Raw genomic sequence first — 16761 nt, 5'->3', positions numbered from 1 at the left:
AGCGTCGACAGATCGTTCCCGAACGACGCCGTCTCCGAGGTGAAACGGTCACCGGTGAGCTGCATACCGTCACCCGAATCCCCCGCGAACCGGATCACGACACGGTCCAGACGCCGCACGGTCCTCCCGTCGGACCGGGTGGGGTGAGAGCCGAGCATGAGGACTCCTCGGAAGAAGACTGCGGATCGGAGAGGTCAGGCAGCCGTGCGTACGGTCTCTGCCTCGCTGGTGGACCCGGGCACGTAGGGCGTCGCCTCGACGTCACCGGTCTTCGGGCGGCCGATGATCCAGTTGAGCAGCGGGCCCGTCATCGCGGTCGTGATCACGGCCATGACGACCATGAGCGAGTAGAGGTCCTGGTCGAGGAAGCCGAGTTGCAGGCCGACGTTCAGGACGATCAGCTCGGTCAGGCCACGGGTGTTCATCAGGGTGGCGAGCGCGGCGGACTGCCGGGTCGGCATCCGGTTCAGCCGGGCCGCGGCGAACGCGCCGATGAACTTGCCGCCCACGGCCACCAGCAGGATCAGCACCAGGGCGCCCAGGCCGCTCATGTCCAGCTTCGACAGGTCGACCTGGAGGCCGGAGACCAGGAAGAACACCGGCAGCAGCAGGGTGCCGGTCATCTGTCCGAGCCGGTCGTGGACCTGGGTGCGAAGCCGCTCGGTACCGGTGCGCGGCAGGACGGCGCCGAAGAGGAACGCGCCGAAGATGTAGTGGAGCCCCACCCACTCGGTGGCGGCGGCGGACAGCAGCAGGCCCGCCAGGACGCAGGCGAAGACGGTCGGGGTGAGCCGGAGCCGTTCCGTCCGGCGATCCGCGTAACGGTGCAGCAGGGGGCGCAGCACGAAGAGCATGCCCAGCAGGTACGGGACGGCCAGGAGCATGCGCCACTGGTCGGCGCCCGCCGAGCCGCTGACGGCGACCACGGCCGCGAGCAGGATCCACGCCAGGACGTCGCCGATGGCGGCGCAGGCGATCGCCATCGCTCCCAGGGTGGTGTGCGTCATCTTCCGGTCGGTGAGGATGCGGGCCAGTACCGGGAACGCCGTGATGGCCATGGCGATGCCCATGAAGAGCATGAACGCCGTCTTGTCGTCGGTGCCGTAGTCGTCCGCCAGGTAGAGCGCGAGGAGCATGCCGAGGCCGAAGGGCACCAGGATGGAGCTGAACGAGACGGTGGTGGCCAGGCTTCCGTTGCCGCGCAGCAGCGCGCCGTCCACCTCTAGGCCGACGATGAACATGAAGACCGCGATGCCCACCGCGGCGAGGGCACTGAGCAGCGGCCTGGTGTCGACCGGGAACAGCGCGTCGGAGACCGCCCCGTCGAAGAGGGTCGGGCCCAGCGTGATGCCGGCCAGGACCTCGCCTATCACCGCCGGCTGACCGAGCCGTTGGGCCAGCATGCCGAACAGGCGTGCCAGCAGCACGATGGCGGCCAGGCCGATGAGCAGGGACGTGGTCTGATGCGTGTTCATACGGTCTGTCTCCGTTAGCCGGTGTTCTCCGCGCGTCCGGTGCGGGTGGGGCGGGCGCGCGGGCAGGGGCAGGCGGCGTGAGGTGGGGGTCGGGGGCGGCGGAACGCGGCGACGAGTTGTGGGGGGCGGGCCGACCGGGCCTGGGGGCGCGACCGGCCTGGTCAGGCCGCCAGCGGCTGCGGGGCGAGGCCCGTCAGCGCGGTCAGGATCGGGGGCCGGGTCCAGTCCATGGGGGACAGCGTGATGTCGAGGGGGCGGCCGGTGCGGCTCTGCACCCGTACCGGGCCGAACGTGGCCATCAGCAGGGAGCGTTCGGGGCCGCCGGTGTCCGCGGGGTCGGCGCCCTCGGCCACGGCGTGGATGTACCAGGTGCCTTCGGGGACGCGGGCGAGGGTGAAGTCGCCCGGTGCGCGGGCCTTGCTCCAGGACGCGGGGACGCCTTGCAGAATGGCGCCGTCGAAGGCTCCGACGTAGACGGTCGAGACGTCGATGCCGGGGGCGTGCAGCACGCCGGTCACGGAGCCGGTGGAGCCCGCCGCCGGCGGCGGGGCGGCCGTGGCCGGGAGCGCTTCGGCGAGCTCGGGCTCACCGGGCCCGCCGCGGGCGGCGACGGACAGTCTGCGGTACTGGGTGGGCGAGAGCCCGACGGACTCGGTGAAGCGGCGGGTGAAACTGCCGGTGCTGCTGTATCCGACGCGCGCCGAGACGTCGGCGACGTTGAGCGGCGTGCTCAGCAGCAGGCGCTTGGCCTCCTGGAGCCGTACGGCGGTCAGGAACCGTCCCGGGGTGACGCCGGTGACCCGGCTGAACACCCGCAGGAAGTGGTACTTGCTGAGCATCACGCTCTGTGCGAGGTCGTCGAGCGTGAGGGGCTCCCAGAAGCGCTCTCGGATGATGGTGACGGCGTGCCGTACTAAGTGCTCCATGGAAGGGCGCTCCTGGTCGCGGTGATTCGTCCAGTGCTGCCGCCGGAGGTGCCGGAAAGGCGGGCTCAGTTCTTCCGGTAGGTGACGCGCACGGCCATGTCCGCCAGTTCGGCCCGCCAGGCCGGGGCGATGGGGGCGTCGGCGATGGCCTTGCGGCCCCGCTCGACGAGGTCGGCGATGTGCCGTTCGACGTCCTCGGGGACACCGGTGTCCAGCAGGCGGCGGCGCACCTCGTCGGGGGTGTGGCCGGGCTCCGTCATCAGGGTGCTGACGTGCTCGTCGCGCTGCATGGCCCAGCCCAGCAGCAGCGTCATCTTGTGCTGGCTGAAGTCGAGTCCGGCGGGCTTGCCGGTCTCGGCGGAGTCCCCGAAGGCGTCGAGCAGGTCGTCACGGAGCTGGAAGGCCTCGCCGATCGCTTCGCCGTACTCCGCGAAGGCGGCGGCGAGGTCGGGGCGGCCGGCCCCGTCGGCGCCCATGACCAGCGGCCGGTGGATGGTGTAGCGGCCGGACTTGATGAGGGCGATCAGCCGGGACAGGCGGGGGTCGACGGAGAACTCGGCGGCCGCGGTGACGTCCAGGCACTGGCCGACGTGCACTTCGGAGCGCAGCCGGTGCCATTCCGCGAGCAGGCCCGCGGGCGCCTGGGACATCAGCTCGTCGGAGTAGACGAGGGCCAGGTCGCCGATGAGGATGGCCATGCCCTCGCCGAAGCGGCGGGCCTCGCCGCGCCAGCCGCTGTTCTCGTGGTGCTCGGCGAACGCGGTGTGCATGGTCGGCTTGCCGCGTCGCTGGGTGGAGTTGTCCAGGACGTCGTCGTGGATGAGGGCGGAGACGTGCAGCATCTCCAGGCCCGCGGCGGCGTCCACGATCGCGGGGTCCCGCGGGTCGCCGCCGGCGGCGAGATAGCCGGTGATGCAGAAGGCGGGCCGGATGCGCTTGCCGCCCGAGGCGACCAGCTCGGACAGCGTGTCGAGGACGACGGCCGCCCGGTCGTCCACCTCGGCGAAGCGGTCGCGCTCGGCCGCGAGGAACGAGCGCAGCCTGTGCTCCACGCGCTCCAGCAGGTCATCGGTGACACGGCGCACGGAGGCGGTCGTCTCCTGGCCGTCGGCGGGCCGGGAGGTCACGTCGGTGGTCACTGCGTATCTCCTTGAGCGGGGCCTGTGAGCAGGTGGGTCGCGGCGTGGTGCACGGCGCTGGTCGGCTGGGACTCGGGAGGACGGCGCGGTCCGGTCGTCTGCCGTCATTGAAGAGGTGCGTGGTCGGGTACGCCTCGAGCGCTTGCCGAACGGCCCGCGAGAGACAGCCTTCAGGGAGTGCCCGGCCGGCTGCGGGGCACTCCCTGAAGGCGTCGTGCGCGGGTCAGGCCGACTTCTGGAGCTCCTCGAAGCGCCGGGCGAGCGCGAGGCGCTGCACCTTGAGCGTGGCGGTCCTGGGGAGCTCGGCCTGCGGGATCTGGAAGGGCTCGGCGAGCTGCGGGAAGTCGGCGACCGCGGCGCGCCAGCGGCCCAGGTCCAGCGGCTGGTCGTCGACGGTGCAGATCACCGGGACCGGCTCGGAGTTGGGGCCCTGCACGACGACCAGTTCGCTCAGTTCGCTGAGCTTGCCGAGGACGACGTCCTCGACCTCCAGGGAACTGCGCACCCCGGGGATCATGTCGACCTCGCGGTCGAGCATGTGCAGGCAGCCGAACCTGGTGCGGTAGCCGACGTCCCCGGTGCGCCACCACTCACCGTCGCGGTTGGTGTCGTAGCGGTCCTGCTCGCCCAGGTAGGTCTTGGCGATGCCGTCCCAGGCGACCTCGATGTAGCCGGGGTTCGCCTCGGACGGGGTGTGGCCGTCCCGGCTCACCACACGGATGCGCGCGGCGCCGTTGGGCATGGCCCAGCCGACGCAGCGGCCGTTGGCCTTGTGGGCGGAGTGGCGGAAGTAGGCGCGGCCGACGGCGGGGCCGACCTCGCTCTGCCCGTAGATCTGGAAGAACAGGGCGCCCCTGCGGTCGGACGCCTTGAGCAGCCTGCTCATCGTGCCGGGGTGGATGGCGTCGAAGGTGCTGCTGAAGACCTTCACCGACCCGAACGGGGCGCGCGGGTCGTCGGCCAGCTCCTCCCATTCCATGAAGGAGTTCGGCAGCGCCTCGATGAAGGCGGGCCGGTGCTTGATGAACTGCTCGGCGACCTCGGCGGGGCCCGTCTCGCGCATCAGCAGGACCGGGTACTCCTTCAGCAGAGCCAGGGACATCGCCGCGACCATCCGCGAGTGCACGAAGGGCACGTTGATGGCGACCGTCTCCTTCCTGCGCATCAGCGACAGCAGCCGCCACTGCGGGAGGAGCCGGATGCCCTGGGTGCGCGGTGTGTGCACCACGAGCTTGGGGATGCCGGTGGTACCCGAGGTGTGGGTGATGACGGCGGCCTCGTCGATGGGCCGTACGACCGGCTTGACGCGGGGCGAACCGGCCAGCTCGGTGAGCGAGACGGAGCCCGGCCGGTGGTCGGCCGAGGTGATCACCCGCCGGGTGAGGCCGGCCAGCGGCACGTCGGCCAGGAGGTCGAGCTTGGTGCCGTCGGTGAGCAGGGACGGCTGGTCGAGCCGCTCCAGCAGGACGGCGACGGTCTCGGCGTCCAGGGCGGGCGACAGGTTCACCACGATGCCGCCGATGCGGGACACCGCGGCGGCGAGCATCCAGTGGTCGGCGTTGGCGGTCTTGAAGATCACCACACGCTCGTCGGTGCGTACGCCGGCCGCCCACAGGCGGGCCGCCAGGTCGTCCACGTGCTCGGCGTACTGGGCCACCGTCAGCCGCCGTCCCACCTCGGGGAGGACGTCCAGGTCGTGGTCCAGTGTGATGGGCGTGGACGGGTTGACGGCCGCGGCCATCTCCGGCAGAAGGCCGATGTGAAGACCGCGCTTCTGTATCGATTTGTAGACCGTGGAACCCTTCATGGGGTCTGTCTCCTTTGGGCGCGCTGCGAGGTCAACGGCGCATGTGCGGGATCCGTGGCCGGGCCGAACCGAGGTGCCGCGGCTGTGTGCGGGGGGCGTCGGGAGCGTATGAACCGCGTCTCAAGTGCCGCTGGACTCCCGGCAAAGCCGACGGTCAGGGCCTTTACGCGGGTTTGCGGCTGCCCGGGGAGCAGAACGCAAGGAGCCGGCCGGCCCGCGGGAGAGTGTCCTGCGGGCCGGCCGGCTTCTCGGGTGTGGGTGCGCCCAGGCGGCGGGTCGGCCGCTCGTGGCGTGGGTGCGCCTAGGCGGCGCGCCGGGCGGACGTGGCGTGGGTGCGGACGGCGGCGCGGACGGCTTCCGCGACGCGCTCGACCTGGCTCATGGTCAGCTCGGCGTGCATGGGGATGCCGAGGTTGCGCTGGAACAGGTCCGCCGAGACCGGGCAGACCTGCCGGGCCTCGAACGCGGGCTGGAGGTGGCTGGCCCAGGTGCCGTGCAGGCAGCCGATGCCCTGCTCGCGCAGTTCGGCGGCGACGCCCGCGCGGTTCACGCCCGGGGCCAGGGTGACCAGGTAGGACTGCCAGGCGTGGGTGCGGTCGGCGGGTACGTACGGTGTGGTCAGCAGCTCCTCGTCGGCGAAGAGCTCGGCGTAGCGGGCGGCGACGGCGCGGCGGCGGTCGAGCAGTTCCTCGATGCGGCCGAGCTGCACCTGGAGGATCGCGGCGGCGATGTCGGACAGCTTGAAGTTGTAGCCGATCTCCGTGAACTGCGGGATCGGCATGTCGATGACCTGCGCCTGGTCGTAGATGCTGCCGATGCCGAAGGAGGACCGCTGGCGTGCGTCCGCCCCGATGGCCGGGTCGGCGGCGATCAGGGCACCGCCCTCGCCCGCGGTCGCGCCCTTGCGGCCGTGGAAGGACAGACAGGCCACCTCGGCCAGTGAGCCGGCCTCGCGGCCCTTGTAGGTCGCGCCGACCGCGCAGGCGGCGTCCTCGATCACGAACAGGCCGTGGCGGTCGGCGATCTGCTGGAGTTCGGTGTAGTCCGCGGGCAGGCCGAGGGTGTCGACGGCGATGATGCCGACGGTGCGCGGGGTGACCAGCGCGGCGACGGCCTCGGGGTCGATGGTGCCGGTGTCGCGGCGTACGTCGGCGAAGACCGGGGTGCCGCCGACGTAGCGCACCGCGTGGGCGGGCGCGGGGAAGGTGTAGTCGGCGACGATGACCTCGTCGCCCGGCTTGACGCCGAAGGCGAGCATCGCCAGGTGGAGGGCGGCGCCGCAGTTGCTGACCGCGACCGCGTCACCGGCTCCGTAGCGTTCCTTCAGCTGGGCCTCGAGGGCCTTGCCCTGGGGGCCCTGGCCGGCCGGCCAGCCCGAGGCGAACACCTCGGCGACGGCGGCGAGTTCCTTCTCGCCCAGGCTCGCGTAGACGAGGGGGATCTTGTCCATGGTGCTCACGCTCCACGCTCTGTTGCCGGCTGGGAAGGAAGGGGGGCGGGCGGCTCGTAGCGCAGCGGAGTGAGCTGCTGGACGTCGTAACGCCGGCGCATCTCCTCCACGGCCGCCGCGTCGACCGCCTTGCCGCGCGACCAGATCTCCGCGATCTCCTCGAAGTAGTCCTCGTGGACGGGCGAGGGATAGCACTGGAAGAGCATCCGCGCCGGTTTGTCCGTGGCGTTGCGGAACGCGTGCGGGGTGCCGGGCGGGACGAACATCGCGCTGCCCTCGCCCGCGCGGATCACGCGGTCGCCCTTGGCGGACTGCCAGGTGTGCCAGTTGTCCTTCGTCCGCTCGACCGGCTCGAAGGCCAGCAGGTCCAGCTCTCCGTCCAGCACGTAGAAGAACTCCTCGGCCTCGCCGTGCACGTGCGCGCCGACGTCGAAGCCGGGCGGCACGACCACCTCGAAGATCGACACGGAGGAGCCCATCTCCTTGGTGGCCTTGAACGTCACCTCCTGCGCCGGGGTGATCAGCTTGCGCCCCGCGCCCGCCGGGACAATGAGGTCGGTCATTTCCTTCGCTTCCTTTGTCCCGGGTTCAGGCGATGGTGCGCGTCGAGTCGGACGCCCAGGTGCCGAGCGCCATCTCGGCGGTGATGCCGGGGCCGAAACCGGCGATGATGCCGGTGGCGCCGGCCTTGGGGGGCTCCTCCTCGAACAGCCGGCGGGCGGCCTCGAGGACGACGGCGCTGGCGATGTTCCCGAAGTCGGTCAGGGTCGACCAGCTGTGCCGGAACACGGTGCGGTCGACCTCGAGGAACTTCGCGAGGTCGTCGAGGATGCGCGGACCGCCGGCGTGGATGATGTAGAAGTCCAGGTTGCCGGCGTCCCAGCTGTGGTCCTTGGCCAGCTCGCGCAGCACCGGGGCGAGCGGCTCCATCGTGCCGGGTACGCGGCGGTCCAGCTGGAAGTGGAAGCCGGTGTCCTTGACGGCGTAGGAGATCCAGTCCTCGGTGTCCGGGATGAGGTAGGAGGCGTTGCGCTCCAGCTCGATGCCGACACCGCCGTTGCCGCGCACCACGGCGGCGGCGACCGCGTCGCCGAACAGGCCGTCGGACAGCAGCGAGCCGATGTCGTCGGCGCTCGGCTGGTAGCACAGCGAGCACAGCTCGCAGGAGACGATCAGGACGTTGCTGCCCGGGTGGGCCATGCAGAAGTCGTGGGCACGGTTGATCGCCGCGCCGCCGGCCGCGCAGCCGAGCTGGGCGATGGGGATCTGGCGGGTGTCGGAGCGCAGGCCCATCTTGTTGATCAGCCAGGCGGTCAGCGACGGCATGAGGAAGCCGGTGCACGACACGTAGATGATCGCGTCGATGTCACGGGCCGCCACGTCCGCGTTCTTCAGAGCCTCTTCGATGACCGCGGGCGTGCGCTTCTTGGACTCGACCTCGTAGATGCGGTTGCGCTCGGTCAGACCCGGGTGTTCGAGGGTCTTGTCGATGGGCTGCACGAGGTGCCGCTTCTGCACGCCCGTGTTCCGGATCAGGCGGAGTGCCAGAGGAAGCTGCGGCTTGCCAGCGTGGACCCTCTCGGCGAATTCCAGAGTCTCTTCCATCGTGATGATGTGTTCCGGCGCGTGCACCGCGGGCTTGCAGAGCCTAGGCATCCTGGATTCCACTTTCTGTAGAGTCTGCCTGCGTGAAGGGCCTTTCGCGCACTCCGGCGCCACCCGGCAGGGCGTCGGCCCGGCCGGGCGCAGCACCATGCACCCCGTGGGGCGGTCGGCGAACGACGGCCCCACGGGGTGCATGGTGGTGACGGGGGTACAGAGCGGCACGGCATGCCAGGGGCGAACGCCCGGGGCCGTGCGGGAGCCTGTACGCGGAAACCCTGCTACGAGGCGGCTTCGACGAGATCGCCCGAAGATGTGCGAGCGATGGGCGCCACCGCCTGGACACGGCGGATTTTGGGCAGGGAAGGCGTGCTGAAATAGTGACACGCCTGGCAGCGCCCCGCCAAGGTCACTCCAAAGTGACCTGGCTCACGCCGACTTGATCTCCACGACGGCCCTTGCGGGCCTCAAGTGGGCTTTTAGGCGGCGGAGTTGTGCTCCGGCGGCAGAATCAGGGTGGGCTCGAGGACGACACGGGGTGCCGCCTCCGGCTCCGTGTGCACCGGTGCCAACGCGGGTCTCGTACCGCGCTGTTGACGCCAGCCGGCCTGGGCCGCCACCACGGCGAGATAGGGGATCAACGCCGCACCCACCAGTGCGCCGACCGCGACGACGGGCCAGCGGCTCCAGGTGGCGGCCATGACCACCACACACGCGGTGCGCACCAGCATGGCCGCCAGATAGCGGCGCTGGCGCCCGCGCAGATCCTGTGTCAGGCCGGTGCGTGCCTTGGTGATGGACTCGGCCCGGGGGGCTTCCCGGCGCCAGTGCGATGTGCTCATCGGGCCTCCGTGGACACTCCGGCGAGAACGCCGGACAACCGAAAAGGGCGGCGGTTCGATCAGGGGGCGTTCGTCGAGTCGTCGGCGTGCGGCGGTGCGGCCGGTCCTGCGCGGAGGGACGTCGTCGACGGGCGAACGGCTCGCGGCGGCGGCGGACGATGCGGACGGGGTGCGCGGTTGCGGGGCCGTGGCGGCGCCGGACGGTGCGGGCCGTGCGCGGCGGCCGGGGTCGAGGCGGGCGTTACGCGGCGGCGGGGATGCCGTGGGTGATGCGCGGCGGCGGGGGCGTCGGGGCCGGTGCGCGGCGTCGACGACCGGTCCGGTGAACGCGGCGGCGCGGGTGACCGTCCCCTGATCACCCGCGCCGCTCGCTTCTGGCTCGGCGTCGTACCGCCGGGTCAGTGCGTTTCCTGCTCCGACTCCCGCCCCTCGACCGAGGCCTGGGCCGGCACCTTGTGGCCGTCGGCCGAGCCGTGGCCGTTGAGCGAGCCGCCGTGACCGTTGGAGGAGTGCTCCATGTGCTCGATGGCCTCGCGCATCTCCTCGAGCGTCGGCTTCTCGATCTGGTTGCCGTAGAGCCAGCGGCTGAGCTTGTACCGCAGGACCTGCTTGCGGGCCTTCGGGTTGGGCACGCCGTTGCTCTCCGCGGTGGGTGCGGGGAGCGGCTTGTAGGCCTCCCGGTCCAGCAGCATGAACTCCGTGCCGCGGTCGAGGCGCTCGTGCACCTCGACGAACTCGCCGTGCGGCAGCCTGCGGATCTTGCCGGTCTCGCGGCCGTGCAGCAGCTTGTCGCGGTCGCGGAGCTGAAGGCCCAGGCAGATGCGCCGGGTGAGGACGTACGCCAGCGCGGGCACCACGAAGATGCCGATGCGGATCGCCCAGGTGATGGCGTTCAGCGAGAGGTGGAAGCGTTCGGCGATGACGTCGTTGGCCCCGCCGAAGAACAGCACCAGGTAGAGGGACACGAAGGACACACCGAACGCGGTGCGCGTGGGATGGTCGCGCGGCCGGTCGAGCAGGTGATGCTCCTCCCGGTCACCGGTGACCCAGGCCTCCAGGAACGGCCAGGCGCCGAACACGACGATCATCACGGTCGGCAGGATGACGGCCGGGATGATGATGCCCATGTTGACGGTGTAGCCGCCCCAGACGACGAACTCCCACGGCGGCATGGCACGCAGCGCGCCCTCGAGGAAGCCCATGTACCAGTCGGGCTGGGAGCCCTGGGAGATCTGGTCGGCGCGGTAGGGGCCGTACTTCCACACGGGGTTGATCTGGGCGATGCCCGCCAGCAGCGTCAGGATGCCGGTGACGAGGAAGAAGAAGCCGCCCGCCTTGGCCGTGTAGTGCGGGAACAGGGGCTGGCCGATGACGTTCTGCTCGGTGCGGGCCGGGCCCCGGAACTGGGTGTGCTTGTGGTAGAAGACCAGGATCAGGTGCACCGAGAGCAGGATGAACACCAGCGCCGGCAGCAGCAGGATGTGCACCGGGTAGAGACGGGGCACGATCTCCGTTCCGGGGAACTCGCCACCGAACAGGAGCATGTGGGTGTAGGTGCCGACCACCGGGACGGCGAGCGTGATGCCCGAGGCGATGCGCAGGCCGGTGCCGGAGAGCAGGTCGTCGGGCAGCGAGTAGCCGAAGAAGCCCTCGAGGGTCACCAGGATCAGCATGATGAAGCCGATGACCCAGTTGGCCTCACGCGGCTTGCGGAACGAGCCGGTGAGGAAGTGCCGCAGCGTGTGCAGCATGAGTGCGCCGATCATGACCAGCGCGGACCAGTGGTGCAGCTGGCGGATCAGCAGACCGCCGCGCACCTCGAAGGTGATCCTCATCGTCGAGGCGAAGGCCTGCGACATGTGGGAGCCCTGGAGCGGCTCGTAGGGACCGCTGTAGACGGTCTCCGACATGCTCGGGTCGAAGAAGAAGGTGAGCCAGGTCCCGGTGAGCAACAGCATGATGAAGCTGTAGAGCGCGATCTCACCGAACATGAAGGACCAGTGCTCGGGGAACACCTTTCGGACCAGGAATCGGAAGTGGTAAACCCCGAGCCGTCCGTCCGCCCAGTCCGCGAGGCGCTCACCCTTGGGTGCCTCGGCGCGCGCACTCGGCGGCGCCGTTTCGGTCGTGCTCATACCCGGACGCCCTCCCCTCGCCGCTCGGCCGTCCCAGGCACACCTTCTCCGGCCGTTCGGCTGTCGGAGAGGAAGGCGGCCTGCCGCGGCGGAAGCGGGCCAGTGCCCTGGAGCTGCTGAAACGCTATCGACGCGTGACGCGGCCCGACAACCGCGATCGAGCCTAAGAGGGGGCTCGACTCGAGTGGTTCTTGAGTGAGTTGCGAGTCTGCGGCGCGCATGTCGTCCTTTTTCGGGCTCAACTGGGCCGGGCTCGCGGGCTCGTTACGAGTCCGGCGTAACCACAGGCCACTCAAGTTGGCGCCCGTAGAGGCCAGTTGAAGTACTCCTGTCATAGGTGAAGGGTATTGCTGCGCTCCGTCCGGCCTGCGGCCGGGTACGGATTGCCCGGGGTGCCGCCTCGGGCGGGTGCCTCCGGAGCGGTGGCGCGGCGGCGCGAGGCGCCCGGGCCATGGGTCGAACTGTGGGGTGTCGAGGCGTCCCGGCCGCGTCCGCCGCGCAGGGCCGCCGCGCGCAGAACGGCCGGGCGCAGTGCGGCGACGGGCGGGGCGGCGCCCTGGAGAAGTTCGACCAGCAGCGTCGCGGCATGGCGGTCGGTGGTGGCGGCGGCCGCGATCCGGGCCGCGTACCGGCGGCCGATGCGGGCGCGCAGACCGGCCAGCTGGTCCGTCGCGCCGCCCGCGGCGGTGAGGTTGTGGGTGCTCAGCTGCCAGGACGGGGCGAGCCGGTGGGCGAGCGCGCGGCGCAGCCGGTAGCCGAGGCCGATGGCGGTGCCGTGGGAGGCCAGCATGTGGTCCAGGACGAGGGCGCAGTCCACGGCGGTGGTCATGCCCTGGCCGTGCACCGGGTCGAGGGCGGCGAGGGCGTCGCCGACGACGAGGAACTGGTCGGGCCAGCGGCGCAGTTCCTCGTAGTGGCGCCAGCGGTTCTCGGTGCGGCCGCAGGAGTAGACGGGGCCGAGCGGGGTGGCGGATTCGATGACCTCGCGCAGCAGCGGGTGGCGCAGTGCGCCCGCGGCGCGCACCAGGGCCTGGTGGTCAGCGGGCGGAGGGTTGTCGTCGGCGGAGCAGAGGGTGACCGACCAGCGGCCTCCTTCGACGGGGTGCAGCACGCCCTGGCCTGGATGGTCTGGGGAGGCCGTGATCAGCAGGCTCTTCCAGTCGGCGAAGTGTCCGACGGGCGGCGTGAGCAGGGCGGTGGCGTACGTGGTCCGGGAGGTGGCCACGGTCTCTCTGGGGGGCTGGTAGCCCAGTTCGGTGAGCCACTCGGGGGCGTGCGAGCCGCGTCCGGTGGCGTCGACCACGAAGTCGGCCGAGATCAGGCGGCGGGCGGTCCAGCCGTCGGGGGCCTTGCGGTCCCGTTCGCGTATCCATACGCCGGTGACGGTGTCCTGGGGGCCCGGCTCGAGGGCGGCGACTTCGTGCCCGGGTAAGAAGGCCACCGCGGGGTCGGCGCGCAGCCGGTCGCGTATGACCGCGTCGATGAGGTCGCGGCTCGCGCTGAGCACCGACAGGTCCGCGTCGAAGCGGGGCAGCCAGCCGGCCGGGCCGAGCAGCAGGGTGTCCAGGGGCATGCGGATGCGGTCTGCCCCGGCGTCGGTGAGGTCCTTGCCGATGCCGGGAAAGAGCTGTTCCAGGCCGTGCTGGGCGGCGGTGGAGAGGGTGTGGGTGTGCCGGGCCTGGGGCACGCCGCGGCGGCGGCCGGGGCCTCGCGGCACCCAGTCGCGTTCGATCACGGTGACCCGGTCCATGAAATTGGCCAGAGCGCGTGCCGCGGTGAGTCCGGCGATGCCCGAACCGATGACCACGGCATGGCCGTGCCCTCCGCCCCCGTCGCGAACTCGTCCGTCAAGACTCAACTCGCCTGCCCTCCCCGTGCGTTGTGATTGCATCATGCGGGGAACCGCTTCTATTAGGGCGGTATTTGCGCCGCCGGGGGAAGAGGTTCGAGCCATGCTCCAGGCGGGTTGTAGGGGGGCTTGAGCGGGGAGCGCGCGCCGGGGCACGACTGTCCAGGCAGCCCGGGTCCGGACGGTGCCGCGGCCTGCTGAGGAACGCGCGAGTCCAGCGCCTGCTCGGGCAGCTCATCGCCCGCGTCCGCGCCGTCTCCCAGCGCTGGCCCCCAGAAGGGTTCGACGTCAGCCGAGGTACGGCCGCTCGCGATGCTCCAGGAAGTGCCGAAGCCGTAGCCGCTGGGTGTGGTGCATGGGCAGGGCGGCCAGTTCCTCCGCGGGGACGAAGCGCAGCTCCGTGGACTCGTCGGAGATCGCGAGCCGTCCGCCGACAACTCGGGCGGTGAAACAGACGTTGAACTGTCGCCGCACCTCACCGTCCGTATAGGCAATGACGTGGCGGGGGTCGGTGTACGTCCCGACGAGCCCGGTGATCTCCACGTCCAGGCCCGTCTCCTCCTTCACCTCCCGGACGGCGGTGCCCGGCAGCGAGTCGGCCATCTCCATGCCGCCACCGGGCAGTGCCCAGAGGTCGTTGTCTCGCCGGCGCTGGAGAAGAATGCGTCCTTCGTCGTCAGTGACCACTGCGGACGCCGCGACGACGAGGCTGTTGGGCTTGGGGGCGCCTGGATCGTCGTAGTACTCGGTCCGCGCCATGATCACCTTTCTCCGACCGGCGTCGCTGTCGCCCACACTGCGTCAAAGCTGTCAGCGTACGTATCAAACATGCCCCCTGGCCCATTTCGGCGCAGGTGCCAGACGGGGGCAGCGTAGGCGTTCACGCCCCAGACATGACCATTGACCAGCGCCTGGTCATCAGCTCTGTAGATCGAGTTGTAGAGCGTGGTGGCATGGGTCCGCACCTCGATGCCAGGTATCCCGACAAGTGGGCGATAGTGCATGAGCGCGAGCTGGCAGCGGGACTGGATGCCGTGACCGAACCTCTCTTCTTCGCCCCGCTGTTGAACGTTCTGACTGTCCGCGTCGCCGAGCGCGACACGGACTGCGCAGCCCTCGGCTGCCCGCTCCTTCAAGAGCTCGTTCAGTCTCGGGTACGCCTCGTGCAAGAAGACGGCGGCATACACCAGCACGTCGATCTGTTCGCGCGCCGGGGCCATCATGTCCACGAAGGTGGACACGGGGATGTCCGCCCGCTGGTTGTAGAGAGCCACAAGTTCGGGACTGACGGCGCGGGCAGGGCGTGCCTGCCGGAGCGCGGGCCATAGAGCGTGCACGTCTTCTCCTAGCGTTTCCGCTGCCACCATGGCCGTGGTGCGGCGCGGCACACGCCCTTGGTTGACCCATCGTTCGATGGATTTGGGGTCGACTTCGACCTTGTCCGCGAGGGCGGTGTACGTCCAGCCGCCGGCCGCCATGGCGGCACGTAATCTCTCGTTCGGCATCCCAATCTCTCCTGACATCCGAGGACGGCACTAGGGACGTTCTACCCGATGCGGGACGTCCTGAAGTGGGGGTTTGGTGGTGGTTCCGACGTCCTGATGGGTCGCAGGATGCTTGTCCGTATGGCGAGCAATCAGCAGGCCAGACCAGGCATCGGTGAACTGGCCAAGGACAGCGCCAGCGCACGTATCGGCGTCGTCATGGGCGAGGTCGGCGGCCGGGTGCAGATCCGGCCGGTCGGTGGCGGCAGGGAGTGGGATGCCCTGCCCGGCGACGTGGAGTCACCGAGCGCGCAGGAGGCACTGAGCGCACGCCTGGCCGTCAGGAACGGCAACAGCCGGGCCGGGCTGTGATGCGCGCCATCGGCCGTTACGCGGGAGTCCTGTTCATCATCGTGATCAGCGGGTCGTGCGGCCTGGTGATCGGCATGGGTCTCGCTCTCGGCCAGTAGACCGGCCGCCCCGAACGGATGCCAGATGCCTGGCTCCCCCTTCCCCGTCCGGGGCGGTCTTCCCACCCTGCCTCCCGGTCAGCCGGGCAGACCCGGCGACCGGTACGGGCGGTGGATGTCATGAACCGCCACACACGAGGAGTTTTCGCATGACGGCAATTGCCGACGATCAGCGGACCGGTCGCGCGACCGCGGGTGAGGAGTTGTTCGAGAGCCTCACCCACTTCGTGGTCACCCACAACGGGCAGCCGCGTGAGCGTGCCGAGCGCATCGCCGACCAGGCGGTGGCGTTCGTGGTCACCGCAGCGACCGCCACCGTCCCCATGGTCCCGTCGGACGACGTGGACCTCGGCCTGCACGCGCTCATCCTGCACACCAAGGAGTACGCCGCGCTGTGCGAGGCCCACGCGGGCCGCTTCCTGCACCACAACCCGAAGCCGGGCGCAGGCGCCCGTGACCCGAAGCAGGTCGCCGCTTCGGCGCGGGCCATGAAGGCGGCGGGGTTCATGGTCTTCGACGACCTGTGGACCGTAGACGGCACGAACCTCGCCCAGTGCGATGCCGACTGCGGCCGGCCGTACGGTCAGGCCTGACCACAGCCCGCAGCGTCGCGGCCGGCCTCGAGCGGGCCGGCCGCGTTCGCCCGGAAGGAGACAGAGACGTTGTCCGGGTCACCCCCTCAAATGCCGGCCGCAGTGCTCGACGCCCTCACGCCCACGGCCCAGCGGCTGGTCGTCAACCGCCGGGGCTCCACGGTCTGGGAAGCGGAAAGCCCTCGCGGCCACTACGCCGTGAAGGCCGGGTATCCGATCGAGGCCACGGCCGACTGGCCCGCCCAGCCATGGACCGCGCTCGCACCCGCACGCGAAGGAGCCGTGCTCCATCGCCTCGGCCTCGACGACCTCGCGTACGGCGAGTGGGACGGCGGGACGTGGAACTACCAGCCGTGGCACGAAGGACCCGACCTGTACCAGCTGTGGGAGCCCTGCCGCAGGCCGGACGCCGCCGTCCAGCCGCACATCAGCGTGGCGCTGGGCTGCGTGGAAGCGTTGGCCGAACTCCACGGCAAGGGCTGGGCCCACGGGGATGTGCAGCCCGCCCACTTCATCATCGGGATCGAGCGAACGCATCTCATCGACCTCGCCCTTGCCCGAGGCGGGTACGTGCCCACGGGCTACGACTTCCCGTTCCGCGGCTGCCTCGTCCACTACGAGGCACCCGAGATCGCGCGCAGCGTCCTCGCCACGGGGCAGGCGGAACCCACACAGGAAGCCGACATCTACGCCCTCGGCGCCTCACTGCTGATCTCAGCCACCGGCCGACGGGCAGTCGAGTACCCCGATGACGCCCCACGCCCCGTCCAGAGGGAGGCCGTGGCGAGCGGCCGCCGGCGGGACGTGAAGGTGCCGGGTGAGCTGGGCGCACTGATCGACACCATGCTCAGCCACGAGCCCGCCGACCGGCCGACCGCCTACGAGGTCGGCAAGGCGCTGAACGCCCTCTGACACCTCGGCCTTGCCAGGTGCCTGCTGAGGGCAGGGCTAGTCACAGGCGGTCGAAGGTGTGCCTGATCCCCATCAGT

The 16761-nt window shown here is 70.6% G+C and carries 15 protein-coding genes; 3 read left to right on the top strand and 12 right to left on the bottom strand.

Going from position 1 to position 16761, the window contains the following annotated elements; all coding sequences use genetic code 11:
• Positions 1 to 194 precede the first annotated feature (194 nt).
• The 12 genes from ACFYR0_RS36295 to ACFYR0_RS36240 all read right to left on the bottom strand — a co-directional run bounded on the left by ACFYR0_RS36295 (position 195) and on the right by ACFYR0_RS36240 (position 14730).
• Positions 195 to 1475: a cation:proton antiporter gene (locus ACFYR0_RS36295; RefSeq protein ID WP_389338149.1), complete on the bottom strand. Its 1281-nt coding sequence runs from the start codon at positions 1473 to 1475 to the stop codon at positions 195 to 197.
• Positions 1476 to 1636: 161 nt separating this feature from the next.
• On the bottom strand, positions 1637 to 2401 hold the full coding sequence (locus tag ACFYR0_RS36290) for a helix-turn-helix transcriptional regulator (protein ID WP_389338146.1): 765 nt from the start codon (positions 2399 to 2401) through the stop codon (positions 1637 to 1639).
• A gap of 65 nt (positions 2402 to 2466) precedes the next feature.
• Complete coding sequence (locus ACFYR0_RS36285; protein ID WP_389338143.1) at positions 2467 to 3540, bottom strand: polyprenyl synthetase family protein; 1074 nt, start codon at positions 3538 to 3540, stop codon at positions 2467 to 2469.
• 223 nt (positions 3541 to 3763) lie between these two features.
• On the bottom strand, positions 3764 to 5347 hold the full coding sequence (locus tag ACFYR0_RS36280; RefSeq protein WP_389338140.1) for a class I adenylate-forming enzyme family protein: 1584 nt from the start codon (positions 5345 to 5347) through the stop codon (positions 3764 to 3766).
• Positions 5348 to 5648: 301 nt separating this feature from the next.
• Positions 5649 to 6797 (bottom strand): DegT/DnrJ/EryC1/StrS family aminotransferase, encoded by a 1149-nt coding sequence (locus ACFYR0_RS36275; protein ID WP_386387273.1) that lies wholly within the window; start codon positions 6795 to 6797, stop codon positions 5649 to 5651.
• A gap of 5 nt (positions 6798 to 6802) precedes the next feature.
• Positions 6803 to 7360: a cupin domain-containing protein gene (locus ACFYR0_RS36270; RefSeq protein ID WP_389338136.1), complete on the bottom strand. Its 558-nt coding sequence runs from the start codon at positions 7358 to 7360 to the stop codon at positions 6803 to 6805.
• 25 nt (positions 7361 to 7385) lie between these two features.
• A complete protein-coding gene (locus tag ACFYR0_RS36265; protein ID WP_386387278.1) occupies positions 7386 to 8402 on the bottom strand; it encodes a type III polyketide synthase in 1017 nt (338 codons plus the stop codon).
• 476 nt (positions 8403 to 8878) lie between these two features.
• Positions 8879 to 9241: a DUF3099 domain-containing protein gene (locus tag ACFYR0_RS36260; RefSeq protein ID WP_389338133.1), complete on the bottom strand. Its 363-nt coding sequence runs from the start codon at positions 9239 to 9241 to the stop codon at positions 8879 to 8881.
• Positions 9242 to 9639: 398 nt separating this feature from the next.
• On the bottom strand, positions 9640 to 11376 hold the full coding sequence (locus tag ACFYR0_RS36255) for a cytochrome bc complex cytochrome b subunit (RefSeq protein ID WP_389338130.1): 1737 nt from the start codon (positions 11374 to 11376) through the stop codon (positions 9640 to 9642).
• Between the two features lie 331 nt (positions 11377 to 11707).
• The gene (locus ACFYR0_RS36250) at positions 11708 to 13183 is read right to left on the bottom strand and encodes an NAD(P)/FAD-dependent oxidoreductase (protein ID WP_389338127.1); all 1476 of its coding nucleotides are present in this window, start codon (positions 13181 to 13183) and stop codon (positions 11708 to 11710) included.
• 330 nt (positions 13184 to 13513) lie between these two features.
• Positions 13514 to 13984, bottom strand: a complete 471-nt coding sequence (locus ACFYR0_RS36245) for an NUDIX domain-containing protein (RefSeq protein ID WP_389338124.1) — start codon at positions 13982 to 13984, stop codon at positions 13514 to 13516.
• 2 nt (positions 13985 to 13986) lie between these two features.
• Complete coding sequence (locus ACFYR0_RS36240; protein WP_389338121.1) at positions 13987 to 14730, bottom strand: XRE family transcriptional regulator; 744 nt, start codon at positions 14728 to 14730, stop codon at positions 13987 to 13989.
• Positions 14731 to 14838: 108 nt separating this feature from the next.
• On the opposite strand from ACFYR0_RS36240, the gene ACFYR0_RS36235 reads away from it, so the two are divergent.
• The 3 genes from ACFYR0_RS36235 (at position 14839) to ACFYR0_RS36225 (ending at position 16684) form a co-directional block, all read left to right on the top strand.
• Positions 14839 to 15081, top strand: coding sequence for a hypothetical protein (locus ACFYR0_RS36235; RefSeq protein WP_389338155.1), 243 nt, complete (start codon positions 14839 to 14841; stop codon positions 15079 to 15081).
• Positions 15082 to 15328: 247 nt separating this feature from the next.
• On the top strand, positions 15329 to 15772 hold the full coding sequence (locus tag ACFYR0_RS36230) for a hypothetical protein (RefSeq protein ID WP_389338118.1): 444 nt from the start codon (positions 15329 to 15331) through the stop codon (positions 15770 to 15772).
• 90 nt (positions 15773 to 15862) lie between these two features.
• Positions 15863 to 16684, top strand: a complete 822-nt coding sequence (locus ACFYR0_RS36225; RefSeq protein ID WP_389338115.1) for a protein kinase — start codon at positions 15863 to 15865, stop codon at positions 16682 to 16684.
• Positions 16685 to 16761: the final 77 nt, after the last annotated feature.

It is taken from the genome of Streptomyces sp. NPDC005017 (assembly GCF_042873115.1).
Classification (GTDB): domain Bacteria; phylum Actinomycetota; class Actinomycetes; order Streptomycetales; family Streptomycetaceae; genus Streptomyces.
This window is presented reverse-complemented; position numbering and strand designations above follow the sequence as displayed.